Raw genomic sequence first — 19,821 nt, forward strand, 5'->3', positions numbered from 1 at the left:
GCTGTTGTAGCAGAACTGCCCGGGGCAATCCATGTGAATCTGCCGCGAATGCGATCGGGTGGGCATTCGCAGGGCGGGGCTCGTTATGATGGGCGGCTGCGGGCGGCTGGACGCCCGGTACGGATAAGCTTCGCCCATGATTGCCTTTCGTCGTTTCGCCCTCCGCCGCGGTAGCCGCCTCCTGCTCTCCGACATCGACCTGGTGATCCAGAGCGGCTGGCGGCTGGGCGTGGTCGGCCGCAACGGTTGCGGCAAGTCCAGTCTGTTCGCCGCGTTGCAGGGCAAGGTCGAGCCGGATGCCGGCGACCTGGACCTGCCCGTCAAGCTGCGCATGGCCTCCGTCGCACAGGAAACTCCGGCCCTGCCGGATCCCGCCATCGAATACGTGATGGGCGGCGACGAAGAGCTGGCTGCCGTATTGCGCGACGAGGTCGACGCCGAGGCGCGAGGCGACACCGAGGCGATGGCCCGTGCGCATCATCGCATCGAGGAATTGAACGGCTATGACGCCCGGGCCCGCGCCGGACGCTTGCTGCACGGCCTGGGCTTTGCCCCCGAGACACACGAGACGCCGGTCAAGGAGTTCTCCGGTGGCTGGCGCGTGCGCCTGAACCTGGCCCGGGCGCTGATGTCGCCGTCCGAACTGCTGCTGCTCGACGAGCCCACCAACCATCTCGACCTCGACGCCGTGCTGTGGCTGGAAGAATGGCTGCGCCGCTACCAGGGCACCTTGCTGGTGATCTCGCACGATCGCGAGTTCCTCGACGGCGTGATCACCCACACGCTGCATCTCAATGACGGCGGCGGCAAGCTGTATACCGGCAACTACAGCGCGTTCGAACGCCTACGCGCCGAGCAGCTGCGCCAGCAGCAGATCGCGCACGAGCGCGAGCAGGCCGAGCGCGCGCACCTGCAGTCCTTCGTGGATCGCTTCAAGGCCAAGGCAAGCAAGGCCAAACAGGCGCAGTCACGCGTCAAGCGCCTGGAGAAGCTGGCCGGTACCGAAGCCGTGCGCGCGGAGCGTCCGTTCCGTTTCCAGTTTGCGGTGCCCGATCGTTTGCCCGACTCGATGATCCAGTTGGAGGAGGTCACCGCTGGCTACCCGGGTGAGCATGGCGACGCGCCGGCCATCATCCTGCATGACGTGCGTTTCCGCCTTGAAGCGGGCGAGCGCATCGGCCTGCTGGGACCGAACGGTGCCGGTAAATCCACCCTGGTGAAGACCCTCGTGGGCGAGCTCGATCCGCTGGGCGGCGAGCGCAAGGCGCACAAGGACCTGAAGATCGGCTACTTCGCGCAGCACACGGTGGAGAGCCTGCGAGAAGGGGCTTCGCCGTTCGATCATCTGCAGGACAAGGCGCCTGGCGTGGGCGCGCAGGCGATCCGCGACTTCCTCGGCACCTGGAATTTCGCCGGCGATCGCGCGTTCGAATCCATCGACGGATTCTCCGGTGGCGAGCGCGCACGCCTGGCACTGGCATTGATCGCCTGGGACAAGCCGAACCTGCTGTTGCTCGACGAGCCGACCAACCATCTCGACCTGGACATGCGCGAAGCGCTGGCCGATGCGCTGGCGGAGTTCGATGGCGCGCTGGTGCTGGTGTCACATGATCGGCACCTGCTGGGCCTGGTCTGCGACAGCTTCTGGCGCGTGGCCGATGGCGTGGTCGAAGGCTTCGATGGCGACCTGGACGACTATGCGCGCTGGCTGCGCAGCCGTGGCGCCACCAACAAGAAGAACAAGAAGGCTGCCGCCGAAGCGAAGCCGGTGGTGGTGGTCGAGTCGCCCGAAGAGCGACGCCAGCGGGTGGCCGCCCAGCGTGAGAACGAGAAGGTGACCCGCCAACGCGTCAAGAAGATCGAGACGCGGGTAGCCACCATCGAAGGCGAGTTGACGGAGCTGGAGACCAAGCTGGCCGACCCTGCCACCTACAACGGCCCCACCGCCGAGATGATGCGGTTGAGCCAGCGACAGGCGGAGTTGCGCAAGGAGAAGGAAACGCTGGAAGGCGAGTGGCTGGAACTGTACGAGCAACTCGAGGCAGGAGCCTGACCATGGATGCATCGTCGAGCGTCCCGCTGGAACTCTGGTTGCCCGACCTCGCACGGTTCGACAATACGCATCCGGTGCGCAGCTTGCTGCGCAAGGCGGACCACCCGTCTGCGGGTGCCAAGGGCTATCTCGCCGGACTGGCCTCGCACTTCGTGGTTCCCGGCGGATTGCCCGCGGGCGCGCTCACCCGCCAGCTGATGGCAGGCGATGCCGAGGGTGTCAGCTGGCTGTGTGCCGATCCGGCCTGGGTGCAGCCGGATCTCAACGGCGCGCGGTTGCTCGCGTGCGGCCAGATGCAGCTGGACATGGACGAAGCGTTGGCGTTCGCCAAACCACTGAAGCCGGTGTTCGGCGATGCCGGCATGATTCTGGAAGTGTCTTCGCCCGACCATTGGCATGTGCGATTGCCTGCGGGCGCACCGACCCCGGCGCTCGCCGCGCCGGAACAGGCGCTGGGCGAGGACCTCTATGAACACCTGCCCGAAGGTGCGGACGGGCGCCGCTGGCGCGTGCTGCTCAACGAGGTGCAGGTATTGCTGCACCAGCATCCCCGCAATGCCGAGCGACGCACGCTCGGCCTGCCGCCGATCAACAGCCTGTGGCTATGGGGCGGCGGCACGCTGCCGAGCCATGTGCGCACCACGCTGAAGGGCGTGGTCGGTAACGACGTCTTGCTCGGCGCGCTGGCCAAGCGTGCCGGTATTGCCATCGTCGAACGAACACCGCAGGCAGTCGCTGCGGCGTCTGCCGGATGGCTGGTGGATCTGCAGGACCTGCCGGTAGACGACATCGCCGCGAACTGGTGGCCCGGCATGCAGGCACTGGCGCTGAAGCAGCCGCTGCTGCTGAGTTTCGCCAGCGGCGAGCGCTTGCTGCACCGCCCCTGGCACCGCTGGCGCTTCTGGCGCGGGAGCCCGCGATGAAGTCGCTGCGGCTTCGTCGCCGCGTGCCGCAGGGCACGCCCGGTGGCTGGAGTGACGCAGTCCATCCGGTGGTGCGGCAGGTGTACGCCGCGCGTGGCGTGCTCTCGCCGGAGCAGGCCGAGTATCGACTCGCAAGATTGCTATCGCCTCAGCAACTGGGCGGCATGAAGGAAGCGGTCGCCCTGCTGGTCGAGGCGATCCGCGGTGACTGGCACATCACGATCGCCGGTGACTACGACTGCGACGGTGCCACGGGTACGGCCGTTGCCGTGCGCGGCCTGCGCCTGCTGGGTGCGAAGCGCGTGGATTACGTCGTGCCCAATCGTTTCATACACGGTTATGGGTTGAGTCCCGCCCTGGTCGAGTCCCTCGAACCCAAACCCCAACTCATCGTCACCGTGGACAACGGCGTGGCGAGCCTTGCAGGTGTCGCGGTGGCGCAGGCGCAGGGCATTCGCGTGATCGTTACCGATCATCATCTTCCCGGCGAACAGTTGCCCGCGGCCGATGCCATGGTCAATCCGAATCTTGCCGACGATGCATTCCCCAGCAAGGCGCTGGCGGGCGTCGGCGTGATGTTCTACCTGTTGATGGCCTTGCGTGGCGCGCTGCGCGAGCAGGGGGCGTTCGCGGCAGGAAGCGAACCGGATCTTTCCACGCTGCTCGACCTGGTGGCGGTCGGCACCGTAGCGGACCTCGTGCCGCTCGACTTCAACAATCGCGTCCTGGTCGAAGCAGGCTTGCGGCGACTGCGCAGCGGCCACGGCTGCGCCGGCGTCAGCGCGCTGGTCGAGGCAAGCTCGCGTGGTCTTGCCACGCTGTGCGCGAGCGACCTTGGCTACGCCATTGGTCCGCGCCTCAATGCAGCGGGCCGGCTCGAGGACATGCGCATCGGCGTGGAATGCCTGCTCACCGACGATATCGCCCAGGCCCGCCGTTATGCGGAGCTGCTGAGTTCGATCAACCAGGAGCGCCGCGAATTGCAGGCGACGATGGTGGCCGAGGCGGAAACGATGCTGACGTATGCGGTGGAAACCGATGCGGTCGGCGTGGCGCTCTATGAGCCGAGCTGGCACGCCGGCGTGGTGGGATTGGTGGCGTCCAAGCTGAAGGAGCGCCTGCACCGCCCGGTGATCGCCTTCGCTCCAGCCAGCGAAGACATGACCGACGAGTTGCGCGGCTCGGCCCGTTCCATTGCGGGTTTCCATATCCGCGATGCGCTGGCAATGATCGATGCGCGTCACCCGGGGCTGATCATTCGCTTTGGCGGTCACGCCATGGCGGCAGGCCTGAGCTTGCGAACGGAAGACTACGCGCGTTTCGCCGAGGCCTTCGATGCCATCGCGCGCGAGTGGCTCGACGAGGACCATCTGCAGGCCGTGCAGCTGACCGATGGCGAGCTGCCGGCGGGCGCGGCCACGCTGGAGCTAGCGCGCGAGCTGCGTGCGGCCGGGCCGTGGGGGCAGGCCTTTCCCGAGCCGTTGTTCGACAACGTCTTTGAATGCGCAAGCTGGCGCGTGATGGGCGAAAAGCATTTGCGCCTCAACCTGCGCGACCCGCGCGATGGCTCCGTGCACGATGCAGTGATGTTCAATGCCTACGAAGGCACGCCACCGCCGACGGTGTTGCGCGCCGTCTACGAGCTGGTGATCAACGACTGGCAGGGAAGGGAAAGCGCCCGCCTGCTGCTTCGATACATCGAAGCGATCTAGCGCGTCAGATGATCATGCCGACCAGGTGGCTCAACAGCACCTTGGTCGGGATCACCGCAAGCCAGATCGGTGCAAAAGGCGCCAGCGTGGCGATTGCCACCGACGTTGCGACGCGGGGATCGAACAGCGTGGGCTGCATGGCATAGACATTGGAGGCCACGCCGTACAGATCAGTGGTGGCCGAAAAGTCGGGTTCGCCCAACGCCGACGCATCGATGGTTTTGTCACGGGCCAGCCATTTGTCTTCGAACTCCGCACCCACGCGCCGTACCAGGGCGCCGTACTCGAACACGCCGCGCCGCCGCGTGAGCATCAGCAGGCGGGCAAAGAGCAGGGGCGGGCTGACCAGAAGGGCCACCACCACGATGGCCGTCGCCACCGGTACGGCGATGTGGTTCATCGGATCGAGGTGCAAATGGATCACTTCGTTGCCCAGCGTGCCTGCCGCCAGAACACCGATGGCGAAGGCCAACGGCGCGAAGATGCGCGGCGAGAGCGCGACGAATTCCAGCCCTGCCGCCTTGTCCGGGTGCGAGGGTACGAGACGCAGATCCATTCGTGACAGCAGATGAAGGAAACGCATCCATACGCCGATCCGCCATACCCAGCTGAGAATGAGGCCAAGCACCAGCGGTGCGCTCACCAGCAGGTACCACCAGCCTGCTGCCGAGAGATGGAGCGTCCCTTCCGCGTGCTGCCAGTCCAGCAGTGCTTCGGGTGATATGGTCAGGGCGATAGCCAGCACCAGTGCGTAGACCACGATGGCCATGCCAACCGAGGGCCACACGCCCAGGCTCAATCGCCGCGCCGATGCGATGGCCTCGTCGAAACGCGGCTGGTCGCGGGGAATAACCAGGCCGGAATGCACGAAGTACTGCGCGATCGCATCCAGCCGCGGCAGGATGATGTAGTCGGACAGGATCAGGATGGGCACCGCAATCAGAAAGCGCGCATAGGCGGCCACGTCGGTGAAGAAACTCGCCGATGATGGGCGCTGGAGAATCAGCCATTGCAGCAGGCACAGCAGGGCCAGCGGCAACCAGCCGATGGCCACTGCCAGCATGATGCGCCGTGATGCCTGTGCCCGGTGTTCCGGTTTGATCAGGCGCATCCGCCTGAGCACGGTGACATGACGCGGCTCGTCGAAAATGCTCTGGCCGTCGTCAGTCATTGAGTGGAGCTCCTGGGTGTCACGGTTCCCGGCGATCAGAAATTCCAGTTCACGCTGAAGGTCGGGCCGCTCAGGTTAAGTTCCTTGATGAACTTGTTGTCGCCGCTCTGGCTGTACTTGATGTCGCGGTAACTCAGGGCGATGTCACCCCAGTCGTAGCCGTAGGCAATGCCGAAGCTGAGCTTGTAGGTCGTATCGGAGCTGCCTGCGCCCACGTCCAGGTAGTAGGGCATGAACCAGCGCTTGCTTTCGAACGGTGACCAGTTGCCGCGTATCCCCACGATGCCATCGGTGACGTGCATCTGGTTGTTCAAATGGCCATCCGTCGCGATGTTGATATTGCCGGCGTTGCCGTTGAGCGTGAAGTTCCAGTTGAGGTTGCCCTTGAGCCACAGATAGCGCACGCCGAATATCAGGTCGATGAAGCCCTGGCCGGTGTGCGACAAGGTGTACAGGCCGGCGAAATTGACCATGCCACCCTTCAATCCCCAGCGGGTATCCAGGTTCGCATTGGCACCAAAGCGTTCCCCGCCGATATTGGTGAAGCGCCCCTGCTCGTTACTGAACTTCACCCAGTCGATATCGCCATACATGCCCCAGTCGCCCTTGCGCAGCGTTCCGTCAAGCATGAAGGCGCCGCTCAGGTAGGAGAAGATGTTGTTGTCCGTCTTCTGCTGGACTTCGCCGCCGCTGTTTGGGAGCTGATAACGGGTTTCCGCACTGATGCCAGGCAGCCACACATAGGGTTCGATGTTTCCATGCCAGTTGCCGTCCCAGAAGTCCGAGGTGTCGGCATGTGCAGCGGGAGCGGCCAACCCGGTGGCAAGCGCCACGCCGAGAGCCATCATGGAAAACCTGGGAAGCAGAGCGACGACGCGGCGCATGGCGAATGCTCTCCTGGGAATGGGTGCGCTTATGTTGGAACGTTTCCCAGCCGCCACACAGCGAACTATTACGTACCCGCTGCTGCGTAATTTTACGGAGGCCCAGCGTCGCAAGTTTGCGCGCATCGTGGCTAGGTAGATTTACGTAGCGTTGCTACCGCATAAATGCAGTGGTCAACCGAGCCCCCGAAGAGTCAAGCTGATACAAGCGCGATGGCGGCATGGGAGCAGCACCATGAAGACGACGATGCGTTTTGGATTCCTGCGGACATGCCTTTGGTGTTTTGCGTCGGTTCCGATCGCCGTGTCGGGTATGGCCCAGGCACAGACGAGCCAGGCGCAGCCCCAGGGCCAAAGCCAGGCTCAGAGTCAGAGCCAGCAGATCTACAACAAGCAACAACTCGACCAGATGCTCGCCCCCGTGGCGCTGTATCCGGATGCGCTGCTCTCCCAGATCTTCATGGCCACGACCTATCCCAGCGATGTCGCCGAGGCGGCCGACTGGTCGGCGGCCAACACCAAGGTGAAGGGTGACGATGCGGTCAAGCAGGTGAACACCAAGCCCTGGGACCCCAGCGTGCAATCGCTGGTGGCCTTCCCGCAGGTGCTGGCCCAGATGAAGGCGCATCCGGACTGGGTGCAGAACGTGGGTGACGCCTTTCTCGCCCAGCCGGACGACGTGATGGCGTCGGTGCAGCGTCTGCGCTCGCAGGCCAAGTCAGCGGGCAGCCTCAAGTCGAATGAACAACAGAAGGTGACGGAGCAGGCGGCACCGCCGGGATCGAGCGAGGGCACCACCATCATCCAGATCGAACCGTCGAATCCGGAAGTGGTGTACGTGCCGCAGTACAACCCGACCGTGGTGTACGGCTCCTGGCCTTACCCGTCTTACCCGCCGACCTATTGGCCGCCGCCGTACGGTTACTACCCTGGTTACTATCCGGGGCAGGCCTTGGCCGCTGGCTTGGCCTTCGGCGTGGGCATCGCCGTCACCGGCGCGTTGTGGGGTGGCTTCAACTGGGGCCATGGCGACGTCAACGTCAACGTCAATCGCTACAACAGCGTCAACAACGTCAACAATCGCATGTCCGGCAATGGCAACCAGCGCTGGAACCACAACCCGGACAACCGGCGAGGAACGCCGTACCGCGACCAGGGCAGTCGGCAACGCTTCGACCAGGGGCGTGGTGGCTCGCAGCAACGCGAAGCGTTCCGCGGCCGCGACACGCAGAGGGACGCCAGCCGCCAGAACGCATTGGGCAGCTTCGACCGCAGCACCGGCAACGGCTCGTCCATGGCAGCGCGGCGTGGTGCCGGGCAGACCGGTGACGCACTGAATCGCCCGTCCGCCGGCAACCGTGGTGGACAGGGAGTGGGCGGTGGCGCCGACCGGGGCAATATCGGCGGTGGTAATCGCCAGGGCGGTGACTTTGGTGGCGGCAACCGCCAGGGCGCGGCCGGAGGCAACCGCCAGGGTGGTGGCGACTTTGGTGGCCGGCAGCAAGGCAGCAGCGCGCGCAACAACGCCTTCAGTGGTTCGCAGTCACCTGGATCGTCACGCTCGCAGATGAATCGTGGGCAGAGCAGCCAACGGTCGATGTCCCAGTCTCGTGGTGCCGGCGGCGGTGGCGGCCGGCAGATGTCGCGTCCAGCGCCCAGCCGGGGCGGTGGTGGTGGTGGCCGTCGTCGCATAGGAGACTGACCATGAATCGCAATCCATGGGCACTTCGCCTCGCTCTCGCGCTGACCTTGTGGTCAGGCTGCACGGTCTCCTCGCTGGTACTCGCGCAGGAAGCCAATTATCCGTCGGCCGACGCGGCATCCACGGCGTTCGTGAAGGCGTTGCGCGACAACGACAAGGATGCGCTCGCCAAGGTGCTGGGTGCGGACTGGAAGGATTACATTCCCACCGAAGGTATCGATCGCGACGACGTGGACCTGTTCCTCAAGCGCTACGACGAAAGCCATCGCATCGATACGGCGGATGGTGCGACGCATCTGGTTGTCGGTTCGGAAAACTGGGTGTTGCCGCTCCCCCTTGCCCAGGACAAGGAAGGCTGGCATTTCGACCTGAAGAAGGGCGCGGAAGAAATCCGCGTTCGCCGTATCGGCGCGAATGAGTTGGCGACAGAGCAGGCGATGCTTGCCTACTACGACGCCCAGCGCGAATACGCCACGCAGGATCGCGACGGTGACAAGGTGCTGCAGTACGCGCAGAAGCTCAGGAGCAGCCCCGGCAAGCAGGATGGCCTTTACTGGCCGGTGACCGATGACCAGCCGCAGAGCCCCCTGGGCGAGCGTTTCGTGGGGCAGGAACCCAAGGGCCCGGATTTCCATGGCTATCGCTATCGCATCCTCACCTCGCAAGGGCCGTCGGCCCCCGGCGGCGCCTACAACTACATCGTGGGCGGGCGCATGACGAGCGGCTTCGCGCTCGTTGCGTGGCCCTCTGAGTACGGTGAGACGGGCGTCATGAGTTTCATGGTGAGTCATGACGGCGAGGTGTTCGAGAAGGATCTCGGCAAGAACGGTGCGAGCATCGCGGAGTCGATGAAGTCCTTCGATCCCGACAGTAGTTGGGAAGAGGTCAAGCAAGACCAGTGATGGTCGGCGCGGCCCGCGAGGCGGGCGGCATCGTTAGGTAGTTCTACCTAGCCAACTACCGAGTAATTGCGCTGTGCCCCATGGTCTCCATGGGGCAAGCTCGGCCTGCGTGTCGCTGACGCTGCTTCACCGAACGGAGCGGCATCCGCGCGAAGCGGATCGCCGCACCGTATCGCGCATGCGCGCGCACCTGACATCGAACATGCCAGTGAGGGCAGGGATGACACGCAAATACTCGGTTGCCTGGTGGTTTCCGGTGCTGCTGGCATCGGCGTCGTTGCAGGCGCAGGTGGCTCCCGTGCAGGCCGGAGGCAGCGCGCCGGTGAACCGGGCGCCACTGCTCGCACAATCGGCCCCCGCTGCGCAGACACCCGCCGACGCGCCCGTCGATCCGGATACCTCCTGGTGGGATCGGTTCAAGGACCCCAAGGATGGCGACATCGACATGTCGCGCTGGCTGCTGCAGCACAAGGGTGCGCTGCTGGTGCCGATCATCATCACCGAGCCGGCCGTGGGTACCGGTGGCGGGCTGGCGGCGATGTTCTTTCGCCGACCCAAGCAGTCCGAAGAGTCCAAGGAGCGTGGCGACCGCATTCCTCCGGACATCTACGGCCTCGGTGGTTTCAAGACGGAGAACGGCACCTACGGCTATGGCCTGGGTGGCACCTTCCATTTCAAGGACGACACCTGGCGCTACGCCGCTCTTGTCGGCAAGGCGTCGGTCAATCTGGATTTCTATACACAGGGATTGCTGCAGGAGAGCCGCAAGATCGGCTACAACCTGGATGGTCTTTTTGCTTATCAGCAGGTATCGCGGCGCCTGGGGCACAGCGACTGGTTCGTGTCGGGGCGCTGGATCTACATGGATCTCGACAGCCGGCTCAACCTGCAGAGCGACCAGCAGTATTTCCAGCCGAAGGACTTCGCCAGCCGCGCGTCCGGCCTGGGCCTCGGGCTCAGCTACGACTCGCGCGACAACACGCTGACGCCATCGCGAGGCTGGCTGTGGCGGCTGGAAGGCACGTCGTATGCGCCTGCCTTCGGCAGCGACAACACATTCCAGACCTACCGCACGCATGTCTACGGCTATCTGCCGATCGCCGAAAGCTGGGTGCTTGGTCTGCGTGCCGATGTCCGGTCCGCGCGAGGAGACACGCCGTTCTACCAGTTACCGTCGATCGACCTGCGTGGCATTTCCTATGGCCGTTACCAGGACGAAAACGTCGGCATGGTGGAGGCGGAACTGCGCTGGAATCTCACGCCGCGCTGGGCGCTGCTGGGCTTCGGCGGCGCAGGCAAGGCCTGGGGCCGTCGCCTGGATTTCGGGGACGCCAGCACGCACACCACGGAAGGCGTGGGGTTCCGCTATCTGATAGCGCGGGCACTGGGCATGTATGTGGGGATCGACTGGGCACGCAGCGAAGACGACCACGCGTTCTACATCCAGGTTGGAAGCGCATGGCGTTGAATCGCCGCCGCCATGCGCTGCAACCCGTCCCGCCTCAGCTGATCGTGTAGCCCTTGCCCTTCATGCAGGCGCCGTAGGCCGAGCCAACGTTGGCGGCGTTGTTGCTCTGCGTCTGCGCCGCGGCGGCGTTCTGCTCGCGCCGCTGCTGGCGTGCACGCATGCCGCCCGCCACCACGCCAGCCGTGGCACCCACGGCCGCGCCATGGCCGGCATCGTCATTGGCCACGCCGCCGATCACGGCGCCGGCGGCTGCGCCGCGCGCTGCTCCGGCAACGCGCTGTCCTCCGCCGACCGCAGGCCCGGTCTGCTGCTGCGGCACTGCCTGCGTCGGTGCATTGCTCTGCGCCCACGACATGCAGGCGCTCTTGTCGGCTTGTTGCTGGTTGGCGTCCTGCCCCTGTGCCGGATAGGCCACCGGCATCGGTGGCGCCTGCTGGGCCAGGGCGGCCGTGGCAACGGCGCAGCAGCTGAGGGTAACGAGACGGGCGATTACGTTGTTCATGGTGGCGCTCCGTGGGAAGAGAAGAGCGCGATGGCGACGGAAGAAAGCGACGCCACCGCTTCAGCTCAGCGAATCACACCATCGCTCTTGAGCTTGGGGATGAGCGTGGAAGCGAGCTTGCGCACGGCCTGTGGAATGTTGGTGGAGCTGACGTTCTCGGTCGTCGTGGACCAGATGACCTTTTCGGTCTTCAGGTCCCACACGCTCGTTTCCAGCGTGACGACATCGTACTGCGTGAGTTCGGGTGACATCGACCACGCGTTGCCGTACCAGGCATAGAAACGGCCGTAGGCAGGGCCCGAGGTCATCTCGTTGGTTTTCTGCTCGACGCGCTGCACGCGCGTGGCCAGCAGAGCCTCGGCACCGCTGCTCTTCACCAGTTCGACAAGCTTTTCCTTGGGCCCGCCGCCCACGGGAATGACGGCGTAGCTTTCCTCGGCGGTGACGCCGCTGGCCTGCAACTCCTGGGCAAAGGTGTCTTCAAACAGGCGTCGGTTCGTATCGCTCTTGGCGATGCCGAGCACGAGCACGTTGGAAGCCGGCGGGCCGGCCCAGGTCGGATCCTTCCATTGATTGGTGACCGTGATGGCGGAACATGACGCCACCACGAACGGCAGAAGAATCAGGGCTAAGCGTAATCGCCTCATGGCTTGGGTCCTCTTGCAATGCGGACAGGCGCGGCAGCAGGCAGGGTGTGCATGGCGGGCAGTGGCATGCGCCGGATCACGAGCATGGCTCCTCGCCTGCGTGGGCATTGGCGTCGTAGGGCGTCAGGGGAATCAGGCCGAGTCGCTCGGCTTCTCGGATCAATGCGACGCCACTGTGCACGCCGAGCAGGTCGAGCAGTGCCTGCCGATGGCTTTCCACCGTGCGCACGGAAATGCCGAGCGTGGCTGCGATCTCGCTGGTGCGTTGGCCCTTGGCCATGCACTGGATCACGTCGCGCTGTCGGCGGGTGAGGTGATGTGCGGCTTCGGGTGCCTGCAGCAGCGACGCCATCAGTTCCGGGCTGACGTACTGATTGCCAGCGGAGACGGCTTCGATGGCGCTGTAGAGTTCGCCGCTGGTGGATTGCTTCAGGACGTAGCCATTGGCGCCGGCCTGCATCGCCTCGCGTACGATCAGCGGTTCGCCATGCGTGGACAACACGATCACCGGCACCTCGCAACCCTGCCTGCGCAGGCGTCGCAAGGCGTGCAGCGCGCTGAAGGGTGAGAGCGCGATATCGGTGATCACCAGGTCGGCTTCGCCGGCGAGCGCGGCCAGCAATAAGGCCTCCCCGTCATGCACGATGCGCACGGAGTCGGTTCGCTTGGCCAGCAGTCCTGCGAGACCTTCGGCGACGCAGCGATGTTCGTCAGCCAGCAGGACGCGCAGCCGTTTCACCCTGGTTTGGCGGGTTCCCCTGATGGCCATGGCTCAGGTCGAGCCGACTGCGCTGCATCGCGCGCACAAACGAGTGGCGCAGGGGGCGGGTAGCGATGGCGGTAGGTCATGCCGCATCAGCCGACTCCTCGGTTTTCAGCGCATTAGCTACCTGCCAGCTTGGGCCGTCGGAGGTCGCGTGATAAGCGAATTTTCACTCAAACTCGCCCAGTAAAAATACTGTGCCCTGGCTGCGAAATACCGGTTCCGCTGCATTTGCAGGCCCTTGCCTGGTCGGTCCGTCGTCCGTCAGGCGGACACGACTACGCCTGTAGTCGCCCGTCGTTGTCCGTAGAACTACGCAAGTCATCACGAGGGCGTGACGCCCTTCGTGGAGAAATTACGTTTGCGATGGGGGCGCTGGAGGGAGTGCCCCCACTTGGATGGTCGTCCTGAGGGTTGGGGCGTCGCAAGGACGGTGAGGGGATCATGGGCGGAAAGGCACTGACGGGTGGTCTGCCTCATCTCGCGCGTGGCGCCGGCATGTTCGTCGCCGCGGTCGCCTTGCAGTGGTTGTCGATGGCCATATGGAACCGCCAGAGCGATGCACAGGCGATCTGGCTGCCCGGCCCCCTGTTGCTATCCGCCTTGCTGAGCGAATCGAATCGTTACTGGCCTGCCTACGATGTCGGCTGGCTGCTCGGCATGATGGCCATTTCTGCGAGCATGGGTTTGCCGGTGGAAGGGATGATGGTGGTCTCGCCCCTGGTATTGGTGCTGATCAATGTCGCCGCGCTCGTCATCAGCCGGTTCCGCGCCGACCAGACCATCGACGATTTTGGCCGCCTGCTGGGTTTCGTGGTGGTGGCCGTGGTGTTGTTGCCGCTGGTGACGGCCATGCTCATTTCATGGACGGCGTTGGTCATGGTTTTGCCGCCCTGGCTGTCCGGGCCATGGTGGCATGTCGGGCTGGCCGACTCGCTGGGTTACGCCTTGCTGCCGCCGGCGATCGTCAGCCTCGCCAATCCCGCATCGTCGCTGCGTCGCGATGCGCTGCCGAGCTGGAACATGCTGCTGATCACCACGGCCGCTCTGGTATTCCTCTGGTTCGGCTGGCGTGAGCTGGGCAGCATGGCCACCGTGCGTCCGTTGCTGTTGCTCGCGCCGGTGCCATTGGCCATTTACGTGGCCCTGCGTGCACAGATTCCCGGCACCAGCGTGGTGAACCTGATCATCGGCGTGATCGCCATCCAGCTCAGCCTGTCGCAGGACGGTCCCTTCGTGCAGGGCGGCGTGGCCCATACCAACCTCAGCGTGCAGCTGTGGATGCTGGGCATGGCGACCGCCTCGTTGTTCCTCGCCGCGTTGGTGGAGCAACGGCGATTCACGCAGCGTGCCCTTTCCGCCAGCAGTACCGAAGTGCGCGAATTGGCGGGCCGCCTGATCGTGGCGCAGGAGCAGGAGAGGGCGCGGATTGCGCGCGATCTGCATGACGACATCAACCAGCGTCTGGCAGTGGCATCGATCCGCCTCAGTGCCCTGCGTCGCAAGGTGGACGAGAGCAATCGCAACGACGTAAGCCAGCTGCAGAGCGAGTTGATCGCCCTGTCCGAAGACGTGCGCCATCTTTCACACGACCTTCATCCGAGCATGCTTACTCAGACAGGACTGACCGCTGCATTGGCAAGCCTGTGCCAGGCGCAGCGTCAGCGGATGGGACCGTATATCGAGTTGAAAGTGTCGCCGCATGCGCAGGATCTTCCCGAGGATGTGGCGCTGTGTCTTTACCGGGTGACCCAGGAGGGGTTGGGCAACGCGTTGAGGCACGCCGAGGCGCAGCACGTCGAGGTCGAGCTGCATATCGGTGATGAGCAAGTGAATCTCACAATAAAGGACGACGGCAAGGGATTCGCCACGGAAGCAGAGGGGCACCACCGGGGACTGGGTTTGATGAGCATCGACGAGCGCACGAAGCTGCTTGGTGGCAGCTATCGATTGCAATCGACTCTGGGGAAAGGGACTGAACTATGCATATGCATTCCGTTAGCACCGTACACGCCGTTGCACGGCCTGGCCTGATCATTGCGGATGACCACCGCATGGTTGCCGAGGGCGTGCAACACATCCTCGACGAAGACTTTGAATTGATGGAGATCGTTTCCGACGGCGAGGCGCTCATCGAAGCGGTACGCCGCCTGCAGCCCGATCTGGTGGTGGCCGACATCAACATGCCGCGTTGCAACGGCATGGATGCGCTGAAGCGGCTGCGCCAGGTAGGCATCGGCACGCGCTTCGTGTTTCTCACCATGCACATGGAACCGGCACTGGCCGTGGCGGCGCTTAGGGCCGGGGCCAGCGGCTACATCCTCAAGAGCTCGGCCGGTGAGGACCTGCGCAATGCCGCGCAACAGGTGATGCTGGGTGGCACCTACGTGACCCCTGCGTTGGGCGCGCGCTACATCAGCGGCCAGTTGACCGACATGCGCAACCTCACCTCCAAGCAGTTGCAGGTGCTTCGACTGGTGGGCGAGGGGCTTCGTTCCAAGCAGATAGCACTGCAGCTTGGCCTGTCGGTGCGTACCGTGGAGGCCCACAAGTACACCATGATGCAGGTTCTGGGGGTTCACTCCACGCTGGAACTGGTGCGTCGCGCCGAAGATCTTGGGCTGCTGTTCTGACCGGACCGGCAGGATTTCACGCTTTTCGACGGACTCGACCACAGGATAGGGTAGTTTTACTTAGCGGAAACTCGGTTCTCTTTCGGTGGCGGAAGTTCCCGCGATGGATAATGCTGCGTCGGTAGCCTTATCCGTCCACCGGGGGCGAGCGTGACGCGACCGACGGTCGTTCTGGCCGAAGACCATCCTCCTGTCGCCGAGCAGATCCGCGAAGTGCTTGGCGGCGAATTCGATGTGCTCGCCGTTGTTGGGCACGGCGAAGCCTTGGTCAAGGCGACCCGGCGCCTGCGGCCGGACGTGGTGGTGACCGACATCAGCATGCCCGGCATGGATGGCATGCAGGCCGCGCGCGAACTGCTGGCCGAGCGACCCGGATTGCCTGTGGTTTTCATCACCGTGCACGACGATCCCACGCTGGCACGTGCAGCACTCGCGATCGGCAAGGGCTACGTGCTGAAGGCTTCGGCGGGCGAGGAACTCACCGACGCCGTGAAGTGCGTGCTGGACAACCGCTACTTCGTGTCGCCGACGCTGGGGCGTGTCGAAGCGCTGCTCGGCTGAGCACCCCTCAATCGATCGAATCGCCGTATGCCCGCAGGGCCTTTTCCAGGCCTTGGCGCAGCGTGGCGAAACCATCCCATGGATCGCTAAGCAGTCTCGCCAGTCGTCGTGGCAGCGTGTGTATGTTGAAGTCGCCGGGATGCTTGCACTTGCCCAGATCCTGCCAGCGCAATGGCGTCGCTACCGTGGCGCCAGTGCGGCCGCGCAGCGAATACGATGCCACGCTGGTAGCACCGCGGCTGTTGCGCAGGTAGTCGATGAATATCCGGCCGGCACGTTCTTCCATGTTGGCCTTTGCGATGAAGTGGCGCGGTTGTTCGTTGGCCAACGTGTGGGCAAATGCCTGTGCAAAGCGCTTGGCGTCCTCCCAGGTGCAGGGCGTATGCAAGGGCAGCACGACATGCAGTCCCTTGCCTCCCGTGGTGCGTACAAAGCTCTGCAGGCCCACCTCGTCGAGGCGCGAACGAACCAGTCGTGCGGCGTCGATGATGTCGTTCCAGTCCACGCCTTTTCCGGGATCCAGGTCGAAGACCAGATAGTCCGGCGTTTCCAGCGAATCGGCGCGCGATCCCCATGGATGGAATTCGATCGCACCGAACTGCACCAGCCCGACCACCGACGACGCATCCGTCGGGCAGAGGTAGTCGTCCGTGGCTCCACTTTCCTCGCGCAGCCTGACGTGGCCGACATGGGTCATCCCGCGCATGGGGTGTTTCTGGAAGAAGCCCTGTTCGCCGATGCCCTCGGGAAACCTCAGGATCGATGTCGGGCGATGGGCGATGCCAGGGAGAAACCAGTCCATGACGCGCCGGTAGTAGTCGGCGACGTCTTGCTTGGTGACACCCGCGTCGGGGAAAAGTACGCGCTCGGGATGCGTGATGACGATGTCGTCGGTGCCTTGCCTGCTCATGGCGTCGCTCTCTCCATGCATGCACGTACGCATTTTTTTGCATGTATGCCGTGGTTTCGCATGAGACGCGACGGTGACCCATGCGCGGACAAGCCCGCGTGTATCAGCTGTGAAACAGTTGCCTTCGGGACAAATCGGAGTCACCTTATGAGACCTCACGATGTAGTCGTATTCCTACGCAATACTCAGTCAGGAACCGATAGGTTCCTCTGTAGATCGAGTGCACTCTTGGTCGGTCCTGGATGGACAGCTTGGTGAGCTTTTCGCTCACACGATCGAGCAGTGGCAGGGCTCTCCCTCTCCCTACTGGGTTGGAACATGGTCATCTACTCGCTCAATCAATCGGCCGAAGGCCAATGGAACGTGTGCCGTTCTGGCGCTTCGTTATTCAGTGATCTGCAGCTCCCGGATGCCATCCGGCTTGCGCGTGAAGTCGCGCGCGACGAGCACCTGCGTTCCGGTCGCTCCGTCTGCGTGGAGATGCCCGGTAACGAGTCGACCATCCGGGTCGCGCAGTTCGAGCGGTTGGGCCCATTCCTGGTGCGCGCCGCCTGAGTCAGGGGTGAGCGCCATGCATGCTGCATGGCCGCTTGTCTGAATGACGTTTGCTGGGCAAAGTCGCGGGGTCTCATGCACAGGACCCAACCATGCGTCTGTCGCTCCGCTGCTCGTCGATCGCATTGCTCGCCATGTCGGCCCTGCCGTTGCAGGCCACCACGCTGCTGGTTAATGCCCACATCCACACGATGGATCCCGCGCGCCCGGAAGCCACGGCGCTGGCATGGAAGGACGATGGCCACCTGCTTGCCGTAGGGGATACGGCTGACCTGCAGAAGCGCTATCCGGACGCCGCCAAGGTCGACGCCCAGGGCGCCACGGTGATCCCCGGCCTGATCGATGCCCATGGCCACATGCTTGGCCTGGGCATGACCCATATCCAGGTGGACCTGGTAGGCGCCTCGTCCAAGCAGGAGATCCTTGATCGCCTGAAGGCGGGCGCCGCCAAGCTCCCCAAGGGCGTCTGGCTGATCGGCCGCGGCTGGGACCAGAACCGCTGGGCGGTGAAGCAATTCCCCTCGGCGGCGGACCTTGATGCGGCCTTTCCGGATCGCCCGGTCTACCTCGAGCGCGTCGATGGCCACGCCGTATGGGTCAACACGGCGGCGATGAAGCACGCCACCAAGCCGCTGGATGGCGACTGGCAGCCGCAAGGTGGCCGCATCGTGCGCGAAGGCAAGAAGGCCACCGGTGTGCTGGTGGATGGCGCGGTGGGCCTGGTGGCCGATGCAATTCCACCGCTGACCCACGAACAGACGCGCGAAGCCTACAAGGCAGCGTTCGCCGATGCCGTCGCGGTTGGACTCACGGGCGTGCACGACCCGGGCGTTAGCCTCGACGACTTCAAGGTGCTGCAGGAAATGGCTGCCTCGGGCGAAGTCCCGCTGCGCCTGTACGAAATGGCCGATGGCAATCATGCGGCGCTCGATTGGTTGTGCTCGCAAGGCGGGCACTGGGCCGACGCAGGCGGCCGCCTGCAGATGCGCACCGTAAAGCTCTATATGGACGGCGCGCTGGGTAGCCGAGGCGCGGCCTTGCTGACGGACTACAACGACGACCATGGCAACCGCGGCATCCTGGTGACCTCGCCGGATGCCTATCGCAGCGCCGTGGAAAAGGCCTATCGCTGCCACGTGCAGGTGGCCACGCACGCCATTGGCGATCGCGGCAATCGCATGGTGCTCGACACCTACCAGTCGGTGCTGGGCGACCATGCGGACAGCGATCATCGCTGGCGCGTGGAACACGCACAGATCCTGGCGCTCGACGACATCCCGCGCTTCGCCAAACTGCGCCTGATCGCTTCGATGCAGCCGACCCACGCCACCTCCGACATGCCCTGGGCCGAACAACGCCTTGGCGCCGAACGCCTGAAGGGCGCGTATGCCTGGCAGCGCTTCATCCACGAGCAGGTGCCGCTGGCCTTCGGTTCGGATTTCCCGGTGGAGCAGGTCAACCCGATGCTGGGCCTGTACGCCGCCGTCACCCGCCAGGATCTCAACGGCCAACCGCCGGGCGGCTGGCTGCCCGACCAGCGCGTCAGCCGCATCCAGGCACTGGCCGGCTTCACGCGTGGCGCGGCCTTTGCGGCCTTCATGGAAAACGAAGTGGGCACGCTCAAGCCCGGCATGCGCGCGGACTTCGTGATCCTCGACGGCGACCTGATGACCGTGCCGCCGCGACAGATTGCCGACCTCAAGCCGTTGAGCACGTGGGTGGATGGCAAGGCGGTTTATCAGGCGGATAAGGCGGAAGCCGCGCACTGATGCACGACAGAGCCTGTGTAGAGGGCGGTGCTCCTTGATGCATGAGGGCGCGTGGTCGCTTGCCACGGCCCTCTCCACGTCGCGCGCCCTCTCCACTGTAGGAGCGCACCCAGTGCGCGACCGCCGTTCGCCTCGGTTTTCACTGCCATTCCCGCGAGACGCTTTTCAACAGCCGCAGGCTGGTCAAGCGGGAATCCAGTGACTTTCGCTTTTGATCTGGCATTGCTGAGACCTGGCTCGCCTGCCGCGGGCTTCCGTCCTCCTGCCGGAGGCCGGGTCACTTTTTCTTGCTTGCCCAAGTCCCACAGGGATTAGCTTCGCGTCAGAAAGTAACCAAAGAGAAAGGCGCCCCGCGCGGCGCTGTCTGGGCTGCGCCCAGCCAGTCCGTGAGGGGCGGCCGGGCTTTTCGACCGGGCTCCTGCCCGGACGAAAAGTGCCCGACATCCCTGTCGGGCACCCCTGCGGGGCCTGATCGTCCACCCCTCACCGCCACACAGGGGCCCCGGTGCCGGCTCGTGCCGCTGCGCGGCACATCGCGTTGCGGAGATTGGGGCCGCCGTTCGTTGTGGGAGCGCACCCTGTGCGCGACCGCAGAGGTGATGATCCGCGCCGCGGTCGCGTACTGGATGCGCTCCTACAAGGAAGCCAGATACAACAAAGGGCGCT

At 64.5% G+C, this 19,821-nt stretch carries 17 protein-coding genes; 11 read left to right on the forward strand and 6 right to left on the reverse strand.

What is annotated here, in order from left to right; all coding sequences use genetic code 11:
• Positions 1-136 precede the first annotated feature (136 nt).
• The 3 genes from EPB08_RS08940 to recJ are packed head-to-tail and all read left to right on the forward strand — an operon-like array spanning position 137 to position 4,688.
• A complete protein-coding gene (locus EPB08_RS08940; RefSeq protein ID WP_130618744.1) occupies positions 137-2,053 on the forward strand; it encodes an ABC-F family ATP-binding cassette domain-containing protein in 1,917 nt (638 codons plus the stop codon).
• Between the two features lie 2 nt (positions 2,054-2,055).
• Positions 2,056-2,976, forward strand: a complete 921-nt coding sequence (locus tag EPB08_RS08945) for a phosphoglycerate mutase (RefSeq protein ID WP_130618745.1) — start codon at positions 2,056-2,058, stop codon at positions 2,974-2,976.
• Positions 2,973-4,688 carry a single-stranded-DNA-specific exonuclease RecJ gene (gene recJ, locus EPB08_RS08950; protein WP_130618746.1) on the forward strand — a complete coding sequence of 572 codons (1,716 nt, stop codon included), beginning with the start codon at positions 2,973-2,975 and terminating at the stop codon, positions 4,686-4,688. The genes EPB08_RS08945 and recJ overlap by 4 nt, the downstream gene beginning before the upstream one ends.
• A 4-nt stretch (positions 4,689-4,692) precedes the next feature.
• Here recJ and EPB08_RS08955 read toward each other — a convergent pair whose 3' ends face one another.
• Both EPB08_RS08955 and EPB08_RS08960 read right to left on the reverse strand, forming a co-directional pair.
• On the reverse strand, positions 4,693-5,859 hold the full coding sequence (locus tag EPB08_RS08955; protein ID WP_130618747.1) for a hypothetical protein: 1,167 nt from the start codon (positions 5,857-5,859) through the stop codon (positions 4,693-4,695).
• 35 nt (positions 5,860-5,894) lie between these two features.
• Positions 5,895-6,743 carry a hypothetical protein gene (locus tag EPB08_RS08960; protein WP_130618748.1) on the reverse strand — a complete coding sequence of 283 codons (849 nt, stop codon included), beginning with the start codon at positions 6,741-6,743 and terminating at the stop codon, positions 5,895-5,897.
• A 313-nt stretch (positions 6,744-7,056) separates the two neighbouring features.
• On the opposite strand from EPB08_RS08960, the gene EPB08_RS08965 reads away from it, so the two are divergent.
• The 3 genes from EPB08_RS08965 to EPB08_RS08975 all read left to right on the forward strand — a co-directional run bounded on the left by EPB08_RS08965 (position 7,057) and on the right by EPB08_RS08975 (position 10,815).
• Positions 7,057-8,445, forward strand: a complete 1,389-nt coding sequence (locus EPB08_RS08965; RefSeq protein WP_229238273.1) for a DUF3300 domain-containing protein — start codon at positions 7,057-7,059, stop codon at positions 8,443-8,445.
• A gap of 2 nt (positions 8,446-8,447) precedes the next feature.
• A complete protein-coding gene (locus tag EPB08_RS08970; protein WP_130618749.1) occupies positions 8,448-9,347 on the forward strand; it encodes a DUF2950 domain-containing protein in 900 nt (299 codons plus the stop codon).
• A gap of 220 nt (positions 9,348-9,567) precedes the next feature.
• Positions 9,568-10,815: a BamA/TamA family outer membrane protein gene (locus EPB08_RS08975; protein WP_130618750.1), complete on the forward strand. Its 1,248-nt coding sequence runs from the start codon at positions 9,568-9,570 to the stop codon at positions 10,813-10,815.
• A 34-nt stretch (positions 10,816-10,849) separates the two neighbouring features.
• On the opposite strand, the gene EPB08_RS08980 is transcribed toward EPB08_RS08975, so the two are convergent.
• The 3 genes from EPB08_RS08980 to EPB08_RS08990 all read right to left on the reverse strand — a co-directional run bounded on the left by EPB08_RS08980 (position 10,850) and on the right by EPB08_RS08990 (position 12,703).
• Complete coding sequence (locus EPB08_RS08980; RefSeq protein WP_130618751.1) at positions 10,850-11,317, reverse strand: glycine zipper domain-containing protein; 468 nt, start codon at positions 11,315-11,317, stop codon at positions 10,850-10,852.
• 65 nt (positions 11,318-11,382) lie between these two features.
• A complete protein-coding gene (locus EPB08_RS08985; RefSeq protein ID WP_130618752.1) occupies positions 11,383-11,964 on the reverse strand; it encodes a DUF4136 domain-containing protein in 582 nt (193 codons plus the stop codon).
• A 76-nt stretch (positions 11,965-12,040) separates the two neighbouring features.
• A complete protein-coding gene (locus EPB08_RS08990) occupies positions 12,041-12,703 on the reverse strand; it encodes a response regulator (protein ID WP_165418453.1) in 663 nt (220 codons plus the stop codon).
• Between the two features lie 468 nt (positions 12,704-13,171).
• Between EPB08_RS08990 and EPB08_RS08995 the strand changes: the two genes are divergently transcribed.
• The 3 genes from EPB08_RS08995 to EPB08_RS09005 all read left to right on the forward strand — a co-directional run bounded on the left by EPB08_RS08995 (position 13,172) and on the right by EPB08_RS09005 (position 15,921).
• Entirely contained in the window at positions 13,172-14,761 is a 1,590-nt protein-coding gene (locus EPB08_RS08995) for a sensor histidine kinase (protein WP_130618754.1), read from the forward strand.
• Entirely contained in the window at positions 14,716-15,360 is a 645-nt protein-coding gene (locus EPB08_RS09000; protein ID WP_130618755.1) for a response regulator, read from the forward strand. The genes EPB08_RS08995 and EPB08_RS09000 overlap by 46 nt, the downstream gene beginning before the upstream one ends.
• Positions 15,361-15,510: 150 nt before the next feature.
• The gene (locus tag EPB08_RS09005) at positions 15,511-15,921 is read left to right on the forward strand and encodes a response regulator (protein WP_165418454.1); all 411 of its coding nucleotides are present in this window, start codon (positions 15,511-15,513) and stop codon (positions 15,919-15,921) included.
• 7 nt (positions 15,922-15,928) lie between these two features.
• On the opposite strand, the gene ligD is transcribed toward EPB08_RS09005, so the two are convergent.
• Positions 15,929-16,831, reverse strand: coding sequence for a non-homologous end-joining DNA ligase (gene ligD / locus EPB08_RS09010; RefSeq protein ID WP_229238275.1), 903 nt, complete (start codon positions 16,829-16,831; stop codon positions 15,929-15,931).
• Between the two features lie 318 nt (positions 16,832-17,149).
• On the opposite strand from ligD, the gene EPB08_RS09015 reads away from it, so the two are divergent.
• Both EPB08_RS09015 and EPB08_RS09020 read left to right on the forward strand, forming a co-directional pair.
• The gene (locus EPB08_RS09015) at positions 17,150-17,386 is read left to right on the forward strand and encodes a hypothetical protein (RefSeq protein WP_130618757.1); all 237 of its coding nucleotides are present in this window, start codon (positions 17,150-17,152) and stop codon (positions 17,384-17,386) included.
• A 92-nt stretch (positions 17,387-17,478) separates the two neighbouring features.
• A complete protein-coding gene (locus EPB08_RS09020) occupies positions 17,479-19,155 on the forward strand; it encodes an amidohydrolase (RefSeq protein ID WP_130618758.1) in 1,677 nt (558 codons plus the stop codon).
• The last annotated feature ends 666 nt before the right edge of the window (positions 19,156-19,821 follow it).

Source organism: Dyella amyloliquefaciens, assembly GCF_004296575.1.
GTDB classification, from domain to species: Bacteria; Pseudomonadota; Gammaproteobacteria; order Xanthomonadales; family Rhodanobacteraceae; genus Dyella; species Dyella amyloliquefaciens.